Here is an 18,875-nt window from a genome sequence, read left to right as displayed (position 1 = left end):
TGAAAATGAAACAGATATTTGATTTTTTAAGAAAGATCAGCGGCGGGACACTTACTCAAAAACAAGTTGATGCTGCGAATCAAGTAATTGCCACAGCTACAGATGCAACAGTGGCTGATATGTTGGGTATTGCGATCGACAAGATGGTCGTTAGTCTTTTTGGTGTGGATCTCATCTGTGGTTTTGAGGGTAAGCGTCTTGCTGCCTATGACGATGGGGTGGGAGTGTGGACGATTGGTTTCGGTACCACGGTTTACCCGAACGGCATCAAAGTCAAGAAGGGTGACACCTGCACTGAGGCACAGGCTAAGGCATACATGGCGCATGATTTAAAGAAATTTGAATCGGCTGTAAATAATGCGGTGAAGGTGCCACTGAACCAAAATCAGTTTGATGCGCTGGTGTCGCTTGCTTACAACATTGGTGCAGGCGCTTTTAGTGGATCAACATTAGTAAAAAAGCTGAATGCCAATGATTTTCGCGGTGCATCAGATCAGTTCGATGTATGGGTGAATGCAGGTGGTAAACGCATGCAAGGGCTTGTGAATCGACGTGCTAAAGAAAAGGCTTTGTTTCTATCATGATCAAAGTATTCATGCTGTGCATCCTGCTTTCAGGCTGTACAGCGCATTCGATATCAACAAAGGTACATGTCACTGTTTGTGTGCAGTGTGTGAATTAAGAAAGCCCTCTAAGTGGGGGCTTTAAAATCTTAACGTCTCGTTAATGCTGAATAGTATTCGGATAAATAATCAGGCATATTCAATAGGATTTCTTTATATAACTCTATTAACTCACCTGAGTCTACTTTGGTTTTAACCTTGGGATATGAGTCAATATATCCGATAACAGGATTGGGTTCAGCAAACACACTATGAAGATCACCTAATTTGCCTTGACTTGTATTTAATCTGTGTAAGTGCTCCTTTTCATGGGGTATATCATCTTTAAAATTGAACTCGTAAGCCTTTAATAAACCCGCTAAATCGTCAATATCATCTAAGATGTTATTCACTAACGTTTGATATTGAAGAGCAAACTCATCGCCATTATTTAAGCCAGTATAGAAAGGTTTTCGAGTGTTCATGAATAAACTGAAGGCATCTATATTTCTCTTCATCCGTCTAGTTAGGGCAATTATCTCTTTTTGTTCTAATGCTATTTTTGAAATAAAATGCGGCTCTTTCCAATCGGTATATAAATACGCTGCAATGATTGCTGCTGCTAAAGTGGCAACTCCACCAAAGTAACTTCCAGTTGTAGCAAGGGATATTTCAGCAGATTTACTACTAAAAGAGAATTCATAAAAAATCCAGAAAGTTATGAATAGAAAAATTAAAGCTATAAAAAGACTTACGCCGACACTAAACACAAAAGGTTTTATTTTACTCACTAGATTCAACCCCAATTAAAGATTCACCTAATTTTTTATCATTTAACAACTTTTTCACCTTTTCAAGACTCCCTCACGTCTACGCACTAGAAATGATATAGCTATACTTTCTGCTAGAAACTCTTTTGTATCATTTATTGATATGTATCATAATATTTGGTTTATACACTAATTAGATATCTGCGAAAAAAATCAATTATTAGATTTATCTGCATTTTTGTTACTTGCCTTCTTATCTAAATTTAATGACAATAATTCAATGTATTTTAATACCCTTTGATATATTTCATCATCAAGAACTCCACCGTTAATAATTTCATCAATAAAAGCTTTTATTTCATTGAGTGTTTTAAACATATACTGAAGGTCTTGATCCTTGTTTAACGGTGCGGTGTAAGCCATCGCTATTTTCACACACATACTAAAGGTCAGCTCTTGAACCTGTATGAGGACATTTGTGGTTGTAATCCTCAAATCATCAATAAATTTATTATGTTCAACCTCATCGGTAAGTCCACCCCTTAGCTTTTCAACTTGAATTATTGTTAATTTCCCTTTAATGCGATTTAATTCCTTCATGCATTCTTTCAGAGCTTCAACCGATTCATCATGTAGTAATTGCGTAGTTTTAAATTCCTCAACAGCTTTCCAGCCACTGTAGATTATATAAGCAATATATGCTGCAGATAGTGTAGTAATACCCCCAACATAATCTCCAATTAAGGAAACTCCATCTTTTATTGGTGTTGCATTACCATTTAGGCTCAAACATATTACAGACATTGCAATTAGAAAGACTATTAAAGCAACTGTAATTCCTATTGTGTTCTGAATCGCTTCTGATATATCTTTATTCATTTCATGCATTTAATAAAATAATGTTTTATAAAGGATTTAATCTACAATAGTCAACATGCCTTCCCAGCTAAAATAATCCCGTGTCAAACTCCCTCGACTCATCGACCAACCACGATTCGGCAATTTACACGGTCCGATCGCAATTTTCTTATCCCCAAATCTTTCCTTAACGCCTTCCATTGCAAGCTGTAGTTTCTCATTTCGTTCTATCGATTCAATATCGCTGAGCAGGTCAGGAATATAGGCTGCCTTACTTTCAATACACGTTAAAATCACACCGCACTTTTTAAATTCAACACCCTCTTGAAACAGTTCATCCATTTGCTTCATCACTGCTTTATTCATAACAGCGGCAGAGTCGGTAGGCTCAGCAAAGCCCACACTGATTGATTTCTTATAAAATGGTTTATTCTTATCAAATGGATTGGACTCAGCAAAAGCGATCACACAACCACATAAGCTTTTGTCTTCACGTAGACGTTTAACTGCTGACTGCAGGTAATCACTCATTGCCTCAGACAAAGATTCTTTATCCGTTACACGTTGGCCAAACGACCTTGATGAGATGATTTGTTTTTTAGCGGGTGGAGCATGTTCAATTTCAATGCATGAAATACCTTGCAACTCGGCTACGGTCTTGGCCATAACAATGGAAAAGAGTCTTTTCATATTGCGCGGCTCAGTTCGTGTGAGATCCTGAACGGTATGCACGCCCATGGCATGCAGTTTCTTGCTGTTCTGTCGACCGACTCCCCAAACCTCAGAGACATCGATCAAACTAAAAAAGTAATCCTTATGTTTTGGGTCCATGGATACCAAATTGCAGACACCCGAAAAGCGTTTGGCTTTCTTGGCCATATGGTTGGCAATTTTGGCTTCGGTCTTACTTCGACCAATTCCGATTGATACAGGCAAGCCGATCCATTTAGAGATACGCTCACGCATGTCTTGCGCGTATTCAGTTAAATCGAATTTATGCTCATAAGTGGTTAGATCTAGAAAACATTCATCGATAGAGTAGATCTCATGCTCACCTGGTGCAACATAGTCGGCAAGGATGCTGTGAAAGCGCTTGGACATTTCAGCATAGACTTTGTAGTTGCTCGAAAGCACTTCTACATTGTGCTTCTCAACAATGTCTTTGATTTGGAATAGGGGCACACCCATTTTAATACCAAGATCTTTAGCTTCCTGTGAACGAGCAACTGCACAACCATCATTGTTTGAAAGCACAATGACTGGTCTATTATTCAACTTTGGATTGAACACGCGCTCACAACTGACATAACAATTGTTTACGTCAATTAAGGCATAGATCTTATTTTCGCTTCTCATCTGAAGCTCTTTAGAACGCGGGTGACAACACCCCAAATAATGAACTCTTGTCCTTCACTGAAATGAATGTCGTCATAGTCTGGATTTTCAGCTTTTAGCCAACACACTCCATTTTCCTCACACATGAGACGCTTTACAGTGAACTCATTGTCGACCAGTGCAATCACAATGTCCCAATGCTTTGCTTCAAGACTACGGTCGACAATCAACTCATCACCAATATCGATACCAATATTGATGAGTGATAGTGAATTAACACGCACGATAAACGTAGCAGCTGGATTCTTTATCAGGTGCTCATTAAGGTCTAGGGTCTTATCAACATGATCTTGCGCAGGGGAAGGGAAACCCGCTTGAACGCGCTCTGTCGCTAAGGGAATAGCCATATGTGTGACTGGATCAACTTGGCGTATATGATCGATTTCAGGATCAGCTTTAGCCTTCTTGAGAAAGGCTTTGATTTCTAAAACAGAAGAGTTTGGCACACGGATGAGCGTGGTCAATTCTGAGCGTTTTCGCCCTGCACCGGGTCTCACGCCACCATGGTTATTGATATCATTCATAGCCAAACTTGATTTCTGTAACAGATTTCAAGATTGTAGATTTCGGTCAAAATAAATTCAAATTTAAAAGCTGTGGATAATCAACGGGCCTTCAAATTAAATTAGGTTGAGCACCATTTTCAGATAAGCGGGATTTAGGAAAGGTGATGTACTCATCCTGCATTTCAAAGAAGAACTCATGCGCCTCTTTAAAGCTGCAATTCAGCCATTCTTCGCGGTATTCATCAGGGATAACGATGATCGAGCGCTTCTCATCCTTAGGCTTATGGAATTGCTTCATGAAGGGATGTTGGTCTGCATTGATGGTGAGCATACTCATCGATCGGATTTGCTCTCCATCAATGACAGCACTCTCGTATATAGCCGCCACAGTAAAGGGCATACCATCCTCACGTGCAATGCCATACCAGTGTGATTTCCCATCAATGTATTTTGGCTCAAATATGGTTTCGACAGGGATTAGGCCAAACTGAGACTTATGCCAAGCTTCTTTAAAACTTGGTTTCTCAGCGACCGTTTCAGTCCGAGCATTGTAGGTGTACTTGCCGAAACTCTTTTCCTTGACCCATTTAGGAATCATCCCAAAATTAACGGATCTCCATTCGATCTTGCCGTCATTGGAAAAGATCAAAGGCGAGGGATAGTTCGGGAATATGTCTTCAGGGAACTCCAACTGATCAGGCTCAGGAAGGTCTAGCAGAAATGCACGATTCTTTCTGATCGCTTCAAAGTTTGCGCACATAGACTTATCCCTGTTTATTCTTTATGATCATCGCACAAATAATAACCCAACCAAGAATAAAAAATGATTTCAAAACAATTTAGGATCGTCAACGCAATACTCGCAGTCATCGGCATAGCTGCCTTCATCTTTTTCCAGTATCAAATGAGACCTGACACGCTTGGTGGCTTTAAGGAAGGCACAGAAGAGTATTACGGTTATCAATACGCACGTGATAACAACCTAAAGAGTGCGGATCAATGCGATGATGAAAAGGATGATCCTGAAATGAATATCAATGATGCATTTATCAAAGGCTGCAGGAGCTCTTTCGAGAAATAATTGCTTGGCACCTGTCAGAATACGTAAATTTCTCAGAAGGACAATGCATAAAGATAAGTAATAGGATGAGTGATAAAATTGGCTGCGCTACTTATAAGTTGCGCAGCTGTTTTTCAGATTATGAGCTTAATTACTAATCCTAGTAACGCCGAACCGATGATGACTCGGAGAACACTCTGATTAAACTTAAATAATGCGACTATAGCTAAAATAGCAATAATGGCAGAAATATAATCAAAACTTCCTTCAAAGCCCTTTGGCCAAAGCACGTGGTAGCATAAAAAGAGGGCTAAATTCAAAATTACACCCACCACGGCAGCGGTAATGGCTGTTAAAGGGGCTGTGAATCTAATTTGATCATGTGTGGACTCTATGACAGGCGCCCCCGCTAAAATGAAGAAAAATGAGAAAATAAAAGTAAACCAAGTGACAATGATTGCACCTAATGCACCCGCAATAAATTGATGCTCAACACCTAATAGAGATTGATTGTAAGCCGCCAAGAAGCCGACAAAAGCCACCACCATGATCAACGGACCAGGAGTACTTTCACCTAGAGCTAGTCCATCAATCATTTGAGTTGGTGTCAGCCAGTGATAAAAACCGACGGCCCCCTGATATACGTAAGGCAGAACAGCATAAGCTCCCCCGAATGTCATAAGAGCAGCTTTAGTAAAAAACCAAGCAAGTTGAGTATAAGAATGACTCCATCCAAAAATTGCTGTTAAAGAGATGAGCGGAATTAGCCATAAAAGTGCTGAGATTACTGCTATTTTGATTAGATGCGACCATTTAAAAATGGCGTGTTCAGGTGTGGGAGTGTCGTCATCAATAATTGCACGACCATAAGATTTTTGACTGGAATGATGTGCATTTACCTGAAATAACTCTGGAAGCTTTTTACCTGCGAAATAGCCTGATATAGCTGCACATAGAACAATTAAAGGGAAAGGGACATTAAAAATAAATATTGCAATAAAAGCGACAACTGCAATTGCCCATAGAAATTTATTCTTTAATGATCGACTACCAATACGATAAGTGGCATGAAATACAATGGCTGCAACTGCTGGCTTAATGCCATAAAACAAGCCCGCAATGATCGGGACATCTCCATATTTAACATAAACCCAAGACAACCCGATCAGGATAAATAGAGAGGGTAAAACAAAGAAAACACCTGCAACGATGCCTCCTTTGGTTTTATGCATTAACCAACCAATATAAGTTGCGAGTTGTTGAGCTTCAGGCCCAGGTAACAACATGCAATAGTTCAGAGCATGCATAAAACGCTTTTCTGAAATCCATTTTTTTTCTTCAACCAGCTCTTGATGCATAACAGCAATTTGCCCAGCAGGGCCTCCAAAGCTGATGAATCCGAGTTTTAACCAAAATTTAAAAGCTTGCCAAAAGCTAATAGATTCAATTTCTATTTCATTTGACAAAGATGGCTTATTGTTCATGCTAAATTCCTTTGAAAGTCTGCATACAAGCCATCAAAAATATGGTTTGAAAGCTGGAGTAATTGATCATCATTTGTGATCGTGCTTCTGAGACCTTGTAAGATTTTTTCAATACCTAATGCTTCAGCAGGCTCATTTCCTCCAACATCTAAAAAATGAACAATTTCAGCGATTTTATTTAAAGCAGGGTTTTGTAATTTAAAGCTATGCATTAACACTTCATAAGTGACTAGATTATTGATATGCGTAAATTTGGCATGATCAAAATCGAAACCTAAGGCATCCTTTGGGCAATCATCGGGGTGCTCTAACCAAATAAATTCTGCCTGAGGGTCTACAAATTTTTGAATGATCCATGCTGATGCCAAACGGTCAACCCAAGGACGCTTTCTAGTTGCCCAGATTTTATTTTGAAAATCTTGCTTGAATAGGACTTTTATTTGCTGTTCAAAATTATTGGGTTCATCATCTTCACCTAAACGAGCAATAGCATGTTCTAATCTGGTGAGTTCATTCAGTGTTTTACTTTGTTGAATATTGGGGAAAAAGTCTATTTCTACCAGTGAATTGATGGACTTTCTTAATTTTCGGATTTGTTTGAGATATTCTTTTTTCTTACTTTCTTCAAGCTTACTTTGTATTTGAGAAATTTCAGTTCTGAGTTCCTCATACTCTCCACTCCGATCAAAAAGTTGTCCCAGATCTAGATGTGCAGGAGCTTCAGCGTGAAAGATATAAGCATGTCCATTTTCATTGAAATGATCATCGATAACAGTATTAAATTTTTCAGAATGTATTGCTGGTAGGAGATAGACGCCATCTCTTAGTGTAGCTGCACCATTCGATTTTAATGAGCGCCAAATTCGCATTCTGGCGGCAGTACTTTGACTAGGAGGTGATGATACAAGTAATGATAATTTCATGTTATAAACTCAACATATTTTGTTTAATTTATAACATGTTTAATTTTTTGGTAATGGATTTAATTGAATAACAATATGCGTAAAAAGAATAAATAGTTTTTTGACTTAAAGAGGGTGACTATATAAGTACAATTAAAATAAAAAATGCTGACAACCTTATGAATCAGGGCAACGCTATAGCTTTAATGTATGAGTTGTATTCTGTTTGTTCTGTAAGATAGTTTTTCTCAATCATAATATATATTTTTAACACTTATCTGCTTATACTGTGCGAAGTTTTTAGCAACATTCTTTTTGCACGTCGTTTGTACTTTTACAGTTGAGTACATGATTGTGTACATATTTTTAGAGTAGTTTATGGCAGTTGTAAAAAAGTCTGTAGATATCAATAATATACGAAACTTTAGCATTATTGCTCACATTGACCACGGGAAGTCAACGCTCGCTGACCGCTTTATTCAAACCTGTGGTGGTTTGCAAGATCGTGAAATGCAAGCACAAGTACTTGACTCCATGGAGCTTGAACGTGAGCGTGGTATTACCATTAAAGCTGCGTCGGTTACTTTGTATTACACCCATCCAAATGGTCAAGAGTATCAATTGAACTTTATTGATACACCAGGGCACGTCGACTTTTCATATGAAGTGTCACGCTCATTGGCGGCTTGTGAAGGTGCATTGTTGGTTGTAGATGCGGCGCAAGGCGTGGAAGCACAGTCAGTTGCGAACTGCTATACCGCAATTGAGCAAGGTCTCGAAGTTCTACCAGTGCTCAACAAAATTGATTTACCGCAGGCTGAGCCTGAACGTGTGATTCAAGAAATTGAAGACATCATTGGTATTGAGGCGACTGAAGCACCAACCTGTTCGGCAAAAACAGGTCTTGGGATTGATAGCGTTTTAGAAACCCTTGTTAATGTCATTCCTGCACCTACTGGTGATCGTAATGCGCCATTACAAGCTTTAATTATCGACTCTTGGTTTGATAACTACTTAGGCGTTGTTTCTTTGGTGCGCGTGAAAGAAGGTCGTGTGCGTAAGGGCGACAAGATGTTGATGAAATCAACAGGCCAAACGCACATTATTACTTCTGTGGGGATTTTCAATCCTAAGCATACTGAGACAGACATCCTTGAAGCGGGTGAAGTTGGTTTCGTAATTGCAGGGATTAAAGACATTTTTGGTGCGCCAGTGGGTGATACGATTACCCTTGCCAACACACCAGAAGTCAAAACCTTACCGGGCTTTAAAAAAGTGAAGCCGCAGGTTTATGCAGGTTTGTTCCCAATTGATTCAAGTGAATTTGAACCGTTCCGTGAAGCTTTGCACAAACTTCAGATCAATGACTCGGCGTTATTTTTTGAACCTGAAAGCTCAGATGCTTTAGGTTTTGGTTTCCGTTGTGGCTTCTTAGGCATGCTACATATGGAAATCGTGCAAGAGCGTTTAGAACGTGAGTATGATTTAGACCTCATTTCATCTGCACCGACAGTGATTTATGAAGCGGTGATGAAGAATGGTGAAACGATTTATATCGATAGCCCATCTAAAATGCCAGATGGTTCAACGGTCGAAGACTTACGTGAGCCGATTGCTGAGTGCCATATCCTTGTACCGCAAGAGTATTTGGGTAATGTCATGACTTTATGTGTTGAACGCCGTGGTGTTCAAAAAGACATGAAGTTTATGGCGAACCAAGTTTCAATTACCTTTGAAATTCCAATGGCGGAAGTGGTGATGGACTTCTTTGATAAATTGAAGTCGTGTTCACGTGGTTTTGCGTCGCTCGATTATAACTTTGTACGCTTTGAAAGTTCATCATTGGTAAAAGTCGATGTTCTAATCAATGGCGATAAAGTCGATGCCTTGGCAATGATTTGTCACCGTCAAGATGCCCGTCACCGAGGTATTGCATTGGTTGAAAAAATGAAAGATTTGATTCCACGTCAAATGTTTGATGTGGCAATTCAAGCGGCCATTGGCGCACAAATTATTGCTCGTTCAACCGTAAAGGCAATGCGTAAAAACGTATTGGCGAAATGTTATGGTGGTGACGTTTCTCGTAAGAAGAAACTGCTATCGAAGCAAAAAGAAGGTAAGAAACGCATGAAGCAAGTGGGAAGTGTAGAAATCCCACAAGAAGCGTTCTTGGCTGTGTTGAAAGTAGAAAGATAAAAAGGTAGGAATATAAGCCCATGGATTTTGATTTTAATTTGATACTTGTTCCTGTCACACTGATTTTCTTTTTGGTGTGGTTGCTCGATAAGTTTGTATTTAAACAACGAGCGACGAAAGGCAAGGGAAATGAAAATTTTGTCATTACGTGGGCTTATGATTTCTGGCCAGTCCTTGCGATTGTCCTATGTCTACGTTCATTCTTTTATGAACCTTTTAATATTCCTTCCGACTCGATGGTGCCGACTTTAGAAACTGGTGACTTCATCTTGGTCAACAAGTTTGACTATGGTGTGCGCCTGCCGATTGTGAATAAAAAAGTGATTGATGTGGGTGAACCTGAGCGTGGCGATGTGATAGTCTTCCGTTATCCACCGCAACCGACGATCAGCTATATCAAACGTGTGGTTGGTATTCCGGGCGATCACATTGTTTTTGATCATGGGCAATTAACCATTAATGGTCAAAAAATTGCTAAAGTTCCTGTTGAATTTAGCCGTGAAAAAGACCGTTTAGATACGCCTACTTCGATATATCATAAAGAAACCATTGGCAAGCATACCTTTACTATGCGTGAGTTAGAAGGTGTTAATGTGGCACGCCAAGCACCGTATATTAACTTTGTAGAAAATGGTAAATACTCTGCTGAAAATGGTTTATATTGGGAAGTGAAAGTAAAAGAAGGTGAGTACTTTGCGATGGGGGATAATCGCGATCAAAGTGCTGACAGTCGTTTCTGGGGAATGGTTCCTGAACAGAACCTAACAGGTCGTGCATTTTATATTTGGATGCATAAAGAACCTGGCTTTAAGTTGCCGTCATTTAACCGTAACGGTAGCATTGACTAATATCGATTCGGAAAATAAAAAATGCGCAAGAATCAACAAGGGGCATCTTATATCGCCATTTTATTTGCAATCATGGGGTTTGCATTTATGGCGAAAGTGGCAATTGCAGTTTGGGCTCCTTATTTTGATGATCGGATGATCAATAGCCAAATTGAGGAAGTATTTCAAAGCAGCCCGAAAAGCATTCAGCCTGCGGAGTTTGAAAAGCAACTTTCAAAACGTCTGGAAATGAATGGTATTCGCGATGTGAAGATTAAAGAAATTATGCAAGTCACCAATACCGAAGGGTTGCAGGTGAAAAAGGAGTATGAGGTAAGAAAACCCTTCTTACTGAATATAGATTTAGTATTAAAGTTCGAGAAAAGTTTTGATCAAAGCTCAGTCCAAGCTAAGTGAAGCCCGCTTAGCGAGCCGTATCGGTTATCAGTTTAAACAACCTGAATTACTTCAGCTTGCACTGACCCACCGATCGGTGAGCCACAAATACAATTATGAGCGCCTAGAGTTTCTAGGCGATTCTTTGTTAGGGATGATTATTGCAAATTATCTCTATAAAGCTTATCCAACTGAGAACGAAGGCCGTTTGACGCGTATGCGTGCAACCTTGGTTCGTCAGGAAGCTTTAGGTAAAATTGCAAATGATTTAAAACTGAGCCAGTCACTCATTTTAAGTACAGGCGAGTTAAAATCAGGTGGACATCATCGCGAGTCCATCCTTGCGGATACGGTTGAATCGATTATTGGTGCAATCTATGTGGATTGTAGTGATTTAACGGTGTTGGAGCCGATTGTGTTAAAATGGTACGAGCCATATTTAGACCATATCGAGCCAACCGATCAACTTAAAGATCCTAAATCTCGTTTACAAGAATATCTTCAGGCACGAAAAAAAGCTCTCCCAGTTTATGATGTGGTTGATATTCAAGGTGATGCACCCAATCAGCATTTCAAAGTGGAATGTAAAGTGGATGGATTGTCTGTTGTAAATGGTGAGGGCACCAGTCGTCGTTTTGCTGAGCAAGCTGCTGCGGCGGATATTTTAAAACTTTTGGAGCAGTAATCTGCCATGTCAAATTCTTCCGATCACATCGATGCTGATCACGAGTCGCAAAGCGACAGTAATGATTTAATTAGCCAGTTTTTTAGCGAACAAGGCACAGAAATCCCAACGGATTTTCGTAGCGGCTTTGTGGCAATTGTAGGTCGTCCAAACGTAGGCAAGTCTACGTTGATGAACCATTTATTGGGTCAAAAATTATCGATTACTTCACGTAAACCACAAACCACACGGCATAAGATTGTGGGAATTGATTCACGTGCAAAATCTCAAGCAGTATTTGTGGATACGCCAGGGATGCATAAAAAAGAAGTACGCGCCATCAACAAAATGATGAACCGTGCTGCGTCTTCTGCATTGCGTGATGTCAACTTGGTATTGTTTGTTCTGGATGCAGACAAGTGGACTCAAAACGATGAGCTCGTTTTGGAAAAACTCAAAAATGCAGAGATGCCAGTGATTCTAGTGATCAATAAAATTGATACACTTGAAAATAAAAACCATGCATTACCCTTGATTCAAGAGCGTGCAAAATTAATGAATTTTGCTGAGATTGTTCCTGTTTCTGCACTACGTGGTGCAAACTTAGACCATCTGCGCGATACCATTGAAAAATATTTACCTTTCCAGCCACCGATGTATTCATTGGATCAATTGACAGATCGTTCTGAACGTTTCTTGGCATCAGAAATTATCCGTGAAAAGATTATGCGTCAGTTGGGTGAAGAGCTACCTTATGATTTAACCGTGCAAATTGAGTCGTTTAAGACTGAAGAAGCAACGGTGAATGAAAAAACAGGTCGTCCTAAACCAGCATGTACATATATTGATGCAACGATTTTTGTAGACCGCCCAGGCCAGAAAGCAATTGTGATTGGTGAAAAAGGCGCTAAGCTTAAGAAAATCGGTATGGATGCCCGTATCGATATGGAAAAAATGTTTGAACAAAAGATCATGTTGACACTTTGGGTTAAAGTGAAAGGCGGTTGGTCTGATGATGAACGTGCATTGAAAAGCTTAGGTTATAGCGATATCTAAGTTTTAAGAAAACAAATTTTTATAGGGATGGTGTTATGGTCAAAGTGTTCGCAGTAATGGCTTGTATGTTGTTTTTGCAAGGTTGTATACACAAGATCGTCACCGTTCCTGTAAAGATTGCTTATAAAACCACAAAAGGCGTGGTGAAAGGAACCGCAGCTGTGGTTGGTGCTGTTATCCCAGATGGGGATGATGAAGACAGTGAACAGAATGATAAAGATAAAAAAGATTAGTTAATTTCTCATGCGCAATGAAGTACTGCATGGTTATTTAATTCACCATAGAAAATACCGTGAACGTAGTCATATTGTGCATTTATTTACCCAAGAGCATGGGCGAGTTGATGGTATTCTAAGGCAAACCCCGCCGCCACAATATCAGCCGATTTGTTTACAAGCTTCGGGTAAATCTGAACTCAAAAATTTTACAAAACTTGAAATTGTCAATCAGCCGATTTTTTTCTTCGGGGATGCTTTTTTTTCAGGTTTTTATCTCAATGAGATCCTGCTCAGGCTGTGTCCGCTCGAAGTACAAATGGAGCAAAGTTTTGCTCAATATGCGCATACGCTAACGCAATTACAACAACTGGCACAGCAAGCCGATCCTAATCAATTTTTAAAACAAATTCTAAGACAGTTTGAGCACGAACTGCTGGAAGATTTAGGCTATGCCTTAGATTTTTCGACCGATGCCAATCAACTTGAAATTCAGGCATCACTCAACTATATATTCCAGCTGAATGAAGGCTTTATTCCTACTGCACAAGCCTCGCGATCGACCTTAAATGGACAGCAAATTTTAAGCATGTGCCAATATGAAAAGGGTAGGGATTTTGGTTTGGAGCAGTTACAATTACTGACCAAGTTGTATCGACAAATGATCAGTTCATTGTTGGGCGATCGCCCCTTAAAAAGTCGTCAGTTGTGGATTCAGAACACTCAAACTCAATCGTAATTAGGAAATGAATATGGCTGCATTACTTGGTGTAAATATTGACCACGTGGCAACTTTACGACAAGCGCGTGGAACGTCTTATCCTGATCCAGTCAATGCAGCACTGATCTGTGAGCAAGCAGGGGCGGAAGGGATTACCTTGCATTTACGTGAAGACCGTCGTCATATTCAAGATGATGACGTGCGTCGTATGCGTCCAGCGCTTAAAACACGTATGAATTTGGAGTTGGCAGTCACAGATGAAATGATTGCATTTGCCAAAGAAATTAAACCGCACCATGTATGTTTTGTTCCTGAAAAACGCCAAGAAGTGACGACTGAAGGTGGTTTGGATGTGGTTGGACATTTTGACGATGTTAAAGCGGCAACTCAAGCCTTGTCTGAGATTGGTTGTGATGTGTCCTTGTTTATTGATGCTGACTTTGCACAAATTGATGCAGCGGTTGCTTGTGGTGCACCAACCATTGAAATTCATACAGGCGCTTATGCTGATGCAGAAACACCTGAAGCTCAGCAACATGAGCTTGAACGTATTGTCAAAGGTGCTGAATATGCGGCATCTAAGGGTTTAGTAGTCAATGCTGGGCATGGACTCAACCTTGAAAATGTAACCCCAATTGCGCAAATTCCACAGATCCACGAATTAAATATCGGTCATTCACTGATTGCCGATGCAATTTTTGTGGGCTTGGAACAAGCCGTGCGTGAAATGAAAGCAGTGATTAAAGCTGCACGTTAATTTTAAAGTTTTTAAGATTTGAATATGTCGAATATCAATTATGATGAACTCATGAAGCCCGTCATGGACTTCTTGGGCTGTGAAACACCAAAAGCTTGGTTGGCTGAAGCACTAACTAATCTTGATGTGCTGATGCAAGACCACGCGAATTGTGAGAAGAAAGCTGCAGGTACAGCGATGAACCTTATGTTTCGATATAGTTTTTTTACCGATTTACAAGTCAAGCTTGCACAACTGGTTCGTGAAGAAATGCTGCATTATGAGCAAGTGCTTGAATTTATGAAAAAGCGCGGGCTAGAGTGGAGCAATCTGAGCGCTGGTCGTTATGCGGGTGGTTTACGTAAAGAAGTGCGGACTTATGAGCCTGAGGCTTTAATTGATATTTTAATCATTGGTGCCTTTGTAGAAGCACGTTCATGTGAGCGTTTCTACGCGTTAGCACCTTTGGTCGATGATGAATTAGGTCGTTACTATCGCTACCTGCTGAAGTCTGAATCACGCCATTTTGAAGACTATTTAGCTTTGGCTTTAGATGTTGCGCAAACGGGGAAATTGAAAAATCCGAAAGAAGATATTCAAGCCCGTATTGAACATATCCGTAACGTCGAAAAAGAGCTAATTATTACACCTGATGATGTGTTTCGTTTCCATAGTGGCGTGCCTATGCAAGCGACTTAGAAATAAGGTGGGTGAATGCCACAGTTTGTAGACTGTTCGAAAGTTGCAAATTCTCAGTGTAGATAATTCTAACTCATTAAAAAGCCCAATCTTTATCGATTGGGCTTTTTAATTAGAGATGGGTAGATATGATGTATTGAGAGCTGTAATTCCTTTCCATAAAATCGCGAAATATGAGTCAGTGGAATGAGTTATTTGAGTAGGTGTGCTTAGAATTTTGACGATGATTTCTTGTACTTTTTTATATCTTCCACGTTCCACCATTGCACATCATGAAAAATGGTTACATCAGAAAGAGTATTTCGCAAAGTCTCAGAGACATGACTTAATTGGGTGGAAAGATCTATTTTCTTAAAAAATATTTTTAATGATTGGCTGTGGTGGGTGAATAAAAATTAAAAATAATCTGTCATTTTACTCATAATGATTACATCCAGTAGAAATATCTTTATAAGCAGGATCACTAAAACTAAGCTGGTATTCCCAATTTTTTTGCCCTTTCCATTTTTTCATTTCAGTTGCTGTGATCTGGACGAACATCCACATGTGTTTTAAATGTGCTCATGATTTTTCTTGTGAATCATTTTTTAGTGTTTTTAAGATAAGTTATTTTTCGAGAATAGTTTAGTTCTGGCTTTCTGTTGAACTTAGCTGGAGGATTTACACCTTAAGCGGTAAAACTTTTAATGTGTAGAAAAGAAGAAAGCCCACGACTTATAGTGTGGGCTTTCTTGAATTTGGCTCTCCAACCTGGGCTCGAACCAGGGACCTGCGGATTAACAGTCCGTCGCTCTACCGACTGAGCTATTGGAGAATCTGCATGCGATTATAAGGACATTTCATAGTGGGTCAAGTCTAAAATGTCATGTTGCTGTCATTTTTATATTGGATGCTTTTTATTTGAACAAAAAAATCATTTTCAAAAAAAATCGTATTGAAGTGCTTGCAATGTGGGAAAGTCGTTGATAGTCTGACTTTAACAACAGAGCGTTTAAGTGAAAACTTAAACAGTGTGGATTTATAACCAACTTGCCAGCACTAAAATGGCTAAACAGGAGAAAGCGAATGAATACGCTTACTATTTCCGATATTTTTGCAAACCTAGCTGATTATCAAAATCAGTATCTTTCTATTATTTCCAACCCTGAACAATACTATATCTCTGTAGAGTCAGCCTATATTGATGTTTGGCCAGTCGGTTGTACAGACTTGTATTTGGGTGATTTATTACAACTTTGGTTTAGTGAGCGTTGGCTGGTCAACAGTCCTTGTCAGTTGCTTTCCGCACAGTCGACAAGTACTCTTAAAAAGACTGTGCAGCGAGAACATGATCTGTATTTGTATCAGTTGTCAGGCAGTGCTTTATCAGGTAATAATCGTTCAAAAGTCTGGTCTGCTGCTGAAGGTAAAAGTTTAGACGTGAGTTTAGACAGCGCATTTAAATACTATTGTATTTATAAAGGAGTTGAGCGTCCTGATGCCTCAAAATTGCAGACGCTGAAGACGTTTAAAACCGCAATTTGATCTGTCATGCTGAAGTAAAGTTTAATTTGGCGTAAAAAAGGCACTGAAATTTATCAGTGCCTTTCGTTTTTAGGAACGAATAATCATACAGGTGGCTGTGGCATGGGCGTAGAGTTTACCGTCTTCATCTACAATTTTACCTTCAGAAATACCTAAGTTCTTACTGATGTTGATCACGCTGCCGATGGCAAGCAGTTCTTTGTCTCTTGGAATCGGTCGGCACATTTTAGTATTCAGATCAATGGTGCCATAGCCAACACCTGCTTCAAGCATAGTATGTACAGCGCAACCTGTTACTGAGTCGAGTACTGTTGCTGCAAAGCCACCATGCACGCCACCAAGCGGATTTAAATGGCGGTGATCCGCTTTTGCTTTAAAGCTAATTTTTCCTTCAGAAACTTCAAAAGGCTGCATGGGAATAGTTTCACTGATACTTGCTGGTGGAATTTTTCCTGCACACATGGCTTCTAAGAGTTGTAGTCCTGTCATTTCTTTGGGATTCATCTTGTTCATTCCTATATTTATCTATGAGTTCCTTTTTGGAACTTGTTGTCCAATTAAACAAAATTCAGTCTTTTCGTCAATATTGAGCATTGGATTGATCAGTACAAAATCAACGAAATCGTAATCACGGATTGAGATGATGTTGCGAACGGATTGCATGTAAAAAGTGTAAGCGTATTCATTTTGATGATTTGAGTGTTGATAGAACTGAGTAACCTAAACGTGAGCATTGTTTTAATGTGGTGCACAAAATTTATACACTCTTTGTTTTTTATTTATATATAAGATAAACAAGGTTTTAGTAATTTTATACAGTCTTCACATGAAGAAGGAACTCACAATGAACGTGTCCTGTTTATGCGGTAAAACTAAGTTCCAAGCCGCACTCAAAAATCATGATGTGCATGCTTGTCATTGTTCGATGTGCCGCCAGCAGTCGAGCGGGGTACTCATGAGTATTGATGTCGAACCCAATAGTTTAAAGTTTGACAATCAAGAATATTTAAAATTATTCAAGTCATCGGATTGGGGGGAGCGTGGTTTTTGTAGCGAATGTGGCACGTCACTTTTTTGGCGAACTCAGGACGGCAGCTATTGTAATATCAATGTGTTTGCGATGGAAGAACAGCCAAAAGATTTAAAACTTACAACAGAAATTTATATTGATAATAAGCCTGATTTTTACCAATTCAAGTATTCTACAGAGCAGCTCACTGAAGCGGATGTGATTGCTTTATTTTCACCAGATGATGCTAAAAAATAAGATATTCAGGCTGAATCATCTGAGTTGCACATCGAGATTATTGATAAATTGTATGAGAAAAACTCTCTAGATTTAATAAGATATATTCGATATATCAGCAGGCTGTTGAATAAGGATGCTCAAACATGCTGCTTAAAATTTCCATTGCAATGTTGGCCTTTGCAGCCAATTCGGTGCTATGTCGTTTAGCGTTGGCTGAGCAGCAGATTGATCCGATGAGTTTTAGCTTACTTCGGGTCTGTAGCGGTACAATGGTGTTATTTCTACTGTATATGCTCTCTACTCATAAGGCCAAAATAGAGTGGAGTGTAAAAAACGGTTTTTTTCTTGCCTTATATATTGTGGCTTTTTCACTGGCCTATTTGCATATCGACGCGGGTGTAGGTGCATTACTACTGTTTGGGACAGTTCAATTAAGTATGGTTGGTTATGGCCTGTGTCATGGTGAAAAAATCAATTTACGACGCGGGTTGGGGCTGGTGATCGCTATTTTAGGTCTTTTGATTTTATTGCTACCAGCGTCTTCGGCACCTCCTTTGGGTTATGCTGCATTGATGGTACTTTCAGGCATAGGTTGGGCGATGTATAGCATTGTAGGTAAAAAGATGCATAACCCACTGGCCAGTAGCTTGGCAAATTTTGTAGTGGCGATTCCTTTTGTTGTCTTGGTCTATTTATTTTTTTACACACAGAGTTTTATCCAGCCAAAAGGTATGCTGTTGGCGCTCTTATCTGGTGGTTTGGCATCGAGTGGAGCATATGTACTTTGGTATGCAATAGTGAAGAAAATTGATCGGGTCACGGCCAGTAGCGTGCAATTGTCTGTGCCATGTTTGGCGATTCTGGGTGGGGCATTGTTTATTGGGGAAGCGTTGAGTTTCCGAATCATTATTTCTGCGACGATTATTCTGGCAGGCATTGCCTTGGTGATCTCGGCGTCATCTCGCAAGAAAGACGTAGATACAATAGATTCTGCTGGTACTACACGGCTCTAAAA

The 18,875-nt window shown here is 39.6% G+C and carries 22 protein-coding genes and 1 tRNA gene; 14 read left to right on the top strand and 9 right to left on the bottom strand.

Features of this window, described 5'->3' with window-relative positions:
• Nucleotides 1-5: 5 nt before the first annotated feature.
• Entirely contained in the window at nucleotides 6-584 is a 579-nt protein-coding gene (locus tag AC5EUN_RS10020) for a lysozyme (protein ID WP_493352306.1), read from the top strand.
• A gap of 128 nt (nucleotides 585-712) precedes the next feature.
• Here AC5EUN_RS10020 and AC5EUN_RS10015 read toward each other — a convergent pair whose 3' ends face one another.
• The 5 genes from AC5EUN_RS10015 to AC5EUN_RS09995 all read right to left on the bottom strand — a co-directional run bounded on the left by AC5EUN_RS10015 (nucleotide 713) and on the right by AC5EUN_RS09995 (nucleotide 4,891).
• A complete protein-coding gene (locus AC5EUN_RS10015) occupies nucleotides 713-1,393 on the bottom strand; it encodes a hypothetical protein (RefSeq protein ID WP_493352305.1) in 681 nt (226 codons plus the stop codon).
• A gap of 192 nt (nucleotides 1,394-1,585) precedes the next feature.
• Complete coding sequence (locus tag AC5EUN_RS10010) at nucleotides 1,586-2,251, bottom strand: hypothetical protein (RefSeq protein WP_493352304.1); 666 nt, start codon at nucleotides 2,249-2,251, stop codon at nucleotides 1,586-1,588.
• 36 nt (nucleotides 2,252-2,287) lie between these two features.
• Nucleotides 2,288-3,586: a Y-family DNA polymerase gene (locus tag AC5EUN_RS10005; protein WP_493352303.1), complete on the bottom strand. Its 1,299-nt coding sequence runs from the start codon at nucleotides 3,584-3,586 to the stop codon at nucleotides 2,288-2,290.
• The gene (locus AC5EUN_RS10000; protein ID WP_291390505.1) at nucleotides 3,583-4,149 is read right to left on the bottom strand and encodes a LexA family protein; all 567 of its coding nucleotides are present in this window, start codon (nucleotides 4,147-4,149) and stop codon (nucleotides 3,583-3,585) included. Before AC5EUN_RS10000 ends, AC5EUN_RS10005 begins: the two co-directional genes overlap by 4 nt.
• A 91-nt stretch (nucleotides 4,150-4,240) precedes the next feature.
• Complete coding sequence (locus AC5EUN_RS09995; protein WP_058869415.1) at nucleotides 4,241-4,891, bottom strand: SOS response-associated peptidase family protein; 651 nt, start codon at nucleotides 4,889-4,891, stop codon at nucleotides 4,241-4,243.
• 63 nt (nucleotides 4,892-4,954) lie between these two features.
• Here AC5EUN_RS09995 and AC5EUN_RS09990 point away from each other — a divergent pair, with 63 nt between their 5' ends.
• On the top strand, nucleotides 4,955-5,212 hold the full coding sequence (locus AC5EUN_RS09990; RefSeq protein WP_058869416.1) for a hypothetical protein: 258 nt from the start codon (nucleotides 4,955-4,957) through the stop codon (nucleotides 5,210-5,212).
• Nucleotides 5,213-5,325: 113 nt separating this feature from the next.
• Here the strand turns inward: AC5EUN_RS09990 and chrA are convergent, their stop codons facing one another.
• The gene (gene chrA, locus AC5EUN_RS09985) at nucleotides 5,326-6,675 is read right to left on the bottom strand and encodes a chromate efflux transporter (protein ID WP_279731558.1); all 1,350 of its coding nucleotides are present in this window, start codon (nucleotides 6,673-6,675) and stop codon (nucleotides 5,326-5,328) included.
• Entirely contained in the window at nucleotides 6,672-7,598 is a 927-nt protein-coding gene (locus tag AC5EUN_RS09980) for a chromate resistance protein ChrB domain-containing protein (RefSeq protein WP_493352302.1), read from the bottom strand. The genes chrA and AC5EUN_RS09980 overlap by 4 nt, the downstream gene beginning before the upstream one ends.
• A 357-nt stretch (nucleotides 7,599-7,955) precedes the next feature.
• Between AC5EUN_RS09980 and lepA the strand changes: the two genes are divergently transcribed.
• From lepA to AC5EUN_RS09935, 9 genes are read left to right on the top strand one after another with little or no spacing between them, the layout of a single operon-like run.
• Nucleotides 7,956-9,773, top strand: a complete 1,818-nt coding sequence (lepA, locus tag AC5EUN_RS09975) for a translation elongation factor 4 (protein ID WP_004693672.1) — start codon at nucleotides 7,956-7,958, stop codon at nucleotides 9,771-9,773.
• Nucleotides 9,774-9,793: 20 nt separating this feature from the next.
• On the top strand, nucleotides 9,794-10,621 hold the full coding sequence (lepB, locus tag AC5EUN_RS09970; protein WP_010326441.1) for a signal peptidase I: 828 nt from the start codon (nucleotides 9,794-9,796) through the stop codon (nucleotides 10,619-10,621).
• 21 nt (nucleotides 10,622-10,642) lie between these two features.
• The gene (locus tag AC5EUN_RS09965; RefSeq protein WP_159153584.1) at nucleotides 10,643-11,017 is read left to right on the top strand and encodes a DUF4845 domain-containing protein; all 375 of its coding nucleotides are present in this window, start codon (nucleotides 10,643-10,645) and stop codon (nucleotides 11,015-11,017) included.
• On the top strand, nucleotides 10,989-11,681 hold the full coding sequence (gene rnc / locus AC5EUN_RS09960; RefSeq protein ID WP_004693665.1) for a ribonuclease III: 693 nt from the start codon (nucleotides 10,989-10,991) through the stop codon (nucleotides 11,679-11,681). Before AC5EUN_RS09965 ends, rnc begins: the two co-directional genes overlap by 29 nt.
• A 6-nt stretch (nucleotides 11,682-11,687) precedes the next feature.
• Nucleotides 11,688-12,716 (top strand): GTPase Era, encoded by a 1,029-nt coding sequence (gene era, locus AC5EUN_RS09955; RefSeq protein ID WP_004693663.1) that lies wholly within the window; start codon nucleotides 11,688-11,690, stop codon nucleotides 12,714-12,716.
• Nucleotides 12,717-12,751: 35 nt separating this feature from the next.
• Nucleotides 12,752-12,949 carry an NF038104 family lipoprotein gene (locus tag AC5EUN_RS09950; protein ID WP_004693662.1) on the top strand — a complete coding sequence of 66 codons (198 nt, stop codon included), beginning with the start codon at nucleotides 12,752-12,754 and terminating at the stop codon, nucleotides 12,947-12,949.
• A gap of 10 nt (nucleotides 12,950-12,959) precedes the next feature.
• Complete coding sequence (recO, locus tag AC5EUN_RS09945; RefSeq protein WP_004693661.1) at nucleotides 12,960-13,670, top strand: DNA repair protein RecO; 711 nt, start codon at nucleotides 12,960-12,962, stop codon at nucleotides 13,668-13,670.
• Between the two features lie 13 nt (nucleotides 13,671-13,683).
• Nucleotides 13,684-14,409, top strand: a complete 726-nt coding sequence (gene pdxJ / locus AC5EUN_RS09940) for a pyridoxine 5'-phosphate synthase (RefSeq protein ID WP_004980400.1) — start codon at nucleotides 13,684-13,686, stop codon at nucleotides 14,407-14,409.
• Between the two features lie 24 nt (nucleotides 14,410-14,433).
• Nucleotides 14,434-15,087, top strand: a complete 654-nt coding sequence (locus AC5EUN_RS09935; protein ID WP_010326444.1) for a MiaE family protein — start codon at nucleotides 14,434-14,436, stop codon at nucleotides 15,085-15,087.
• A gap of 738 nt (nucleotides 15,088-15,825) precedes the next feature.
• On the opposite strand, the gene AC5EUN_RS09930 is transcribed toward AC5EUN_RS09935, so the two are convergent.
• A tRNA-Asn gene (locus AC5EUN_RS09930) sits at nucleotides 15,826-15,901 on the bottom strand.
• A gap of 251 nt (nucleotides 15,902-16,152) precedes the next feature.
• Here AC5EUN_RS09930 and AC5EUN_RS09925 point away from each other — a divergent pair.
• Nucleotides 16,153-16,611, top strand: coding sequence for a hypothetical protein (locus tag AC5EUN_RS09925; protein WP_010326445.1), 459 nt, complete (start codon nucleotides 16,153-16,155; stop codon nucleotides 16,609-16,611).
• A gap of 69 nt (nucleotides 16,612-16,680) precedes the next feature.
• On the opposite strand, the gene AC5EUN_RS09920 is transcribed toward AC5EUN_RS09925, so the two are convergent.
• A complete protein-coding gene (locus tag AC5EUN_RS09920; protein ID WP_010326446.1) occupies nucleotides 16,681-17,115 on the bottom strand; it encodes a PaaI family thioesterase in 435 nt (144 codons plus the stop codon).
• Nucleotides 17,116-17,455: 340 nt separating this feature from the next.
• Between AC5EUN_RS09920 and AC5EUN_RS09915 the strand changes: the two genes are divergently transcribed.
• Both AC5EUN_RS09915 and AC5EUN_RS09910 read left to right on the top strand, forming a co-directional pair.
• Complete coding sequence (locus tag AC5EUN_RS09915) at nucleotides 17,456-17,878, top strand: GFA family protein (protein ID WP_010326447.1); 423 nt, start codon at nucleotides 17,456-17,458, stop codon at nucleotides 17,876-17,878.
• 125 nt (nucleotides 17,879-18,003) lie between these two features.
• Nucleotides 18,004-18,873, top strand: coding sequence for a DMT family transporter (locus AC5EUN_RS09910; protein WP_010326448.1), 870 nt, complete (start codon nucleotides 18,004-18,006; stop codon nucleotides 18,871-18,873).
• Nucleotides 18,874-18,875: the final 2 nt, after the last annotated feature.

Source organism: Acinetobacter sp. CAU_H_S170_2 (assembly GCF_058890445.1).
This window is presented reverse-complemented; position numbering and strand designations above follow the sequence as displayed.

Bases quoted from the DNA above. Each gene is read 5' to 3' on its own strand.
- AC5EUN_RS10020 (WP_493352306.1), top strand. From the start codon at position 6: ATGAAACAGATATTTGATTTTTTAAGAAAGATCAGCGGCGGGACACTT.
- AC5EUN_RS10010 (WP_493352304.1), bottom strand. From the start codon at position 2,251: ATGAATAAAGATATATCAGAAGCGATTCAGAACACAATAGGAATTACA.
- AC5EUN_RS10005 (WP_493352303.1), bottom strand. From the start codon at position 3,586: ATGAGAAGCGAAAATAAGATCTATGCCTTAATTGACGTAAACAATTGT.
- AC5EUN_RS10000 (WP_291390505.1), bottom strand. From the start codon at position 4,149: ATGAATGATATCAATAACCATGGTGGCGTGAGACCCGGTGCAGGGCGA.
- AC5EUN_RS09995 (WP_058869415.1), bottom strand. From the start codon at position 4,891: ATGTGCGCAAACTTTGAAGCGATCAGAAAGAATCGTGCATTTCTGCTA.
- AC5EUN_RS09990 (WP_058869416.1), top strand. From the start codon at position 4,955: ATGATTTCAAAACAATTTAGGATCGTCAACGCAATACTCGCAGTCATC.
- chrA (WP_279731558.1), bottom strand. From the start codon at position 6,675: ATGAACAATAAGCCATCTTTGTCAAATGAAATAGAAATTGAATCTATT.
- AC5EUN_RS09980 (WP_493352302.1), bottom strand. From the start codon at position 7,598: ATGAAATTATCATTACTTGTATCATCACCTCCTAGTCAAAGTACTGCC.
- lepA (WP_004693672.1), top strand. From the start codon at position 7,956: ATGGCAGTTGTAAAAAAGTCTGTAGATATCAATAATATACGAAACTTT.
- lepB (WP_010326441.1), top strand. From the start codon at position 9,794: ATGGATTTTGATTTTAATTTGATACTTGTTCCTGTCACACTGATTTTC.
- AC5EUN_RS09965 (WP_159153584.1), top strand. From the start codon at position 10,643: ATGCGCAAGAATCAACAAGGGGCATCTTATATCGCCATTTTATTTGCA.
- era (WP_004693663.1), top strand. From the start codon at position 11,688: ATGTCAAATTCTTCCGATCACATCGATGCTGATCACGAGTCGCAAAGC.
- AC5EUN_RS09950 (WP_004693662.1), top strand. From the start codon at position 12,752: ATGGTCAAAGTGTTCGCAGTAATGGCTTGTATGTTGTTTTTGCAAGGT.
- recO (WP_004693661.1), top strand. From the start codon at position 12,960: ATGCGCAATGAAGTACTGCATGGTTATTTAATTCACCATAGAAAATAC.
- pdxJ (WP_004980400.1), top strand. From the start codon at position 13,684: ATGGCTGCATTACTTGGTGTAAATATTGACCACGTGGCAACTTTACGA.
- AC5EUN_RS09935 (WP_010326444.1), top strand. From the start codon at position 14,434: ATGTCGAATATCAATTATGATGAACTCATGAAGCCCGTCATGGACTTC.
- AC5EUN_RS09925 (WP_010326445.1), top strand. From the start codon at position 16,153: ATGAATACGCTTACTATTTCCGATATTTTTGCAAACCTAGCTGATTAT.
- AC5EUN_RS09920 (WP_010326446.1), bottom strand. From the start codon at position 17,115: ATGAATCCCAAAGAAATGACAGGACTACAACTCTTAGAAGCCATGTGT.
- AC5EUN_RS09915 (WP_010326447.1), top strand. From the start codon at position 17,456: ATGAACGTGTCCTGTTTATGCGGTAAAACTAAGTTCCAAGCCGCACTC.
- AC5EUN_RS09910 (WP_010326448.1), top strand. From the start codon at position 18,004: ATGCTGCTTAAAATTTCCATTGCAATGTTGGCCTTTGCAGCCAATTCG.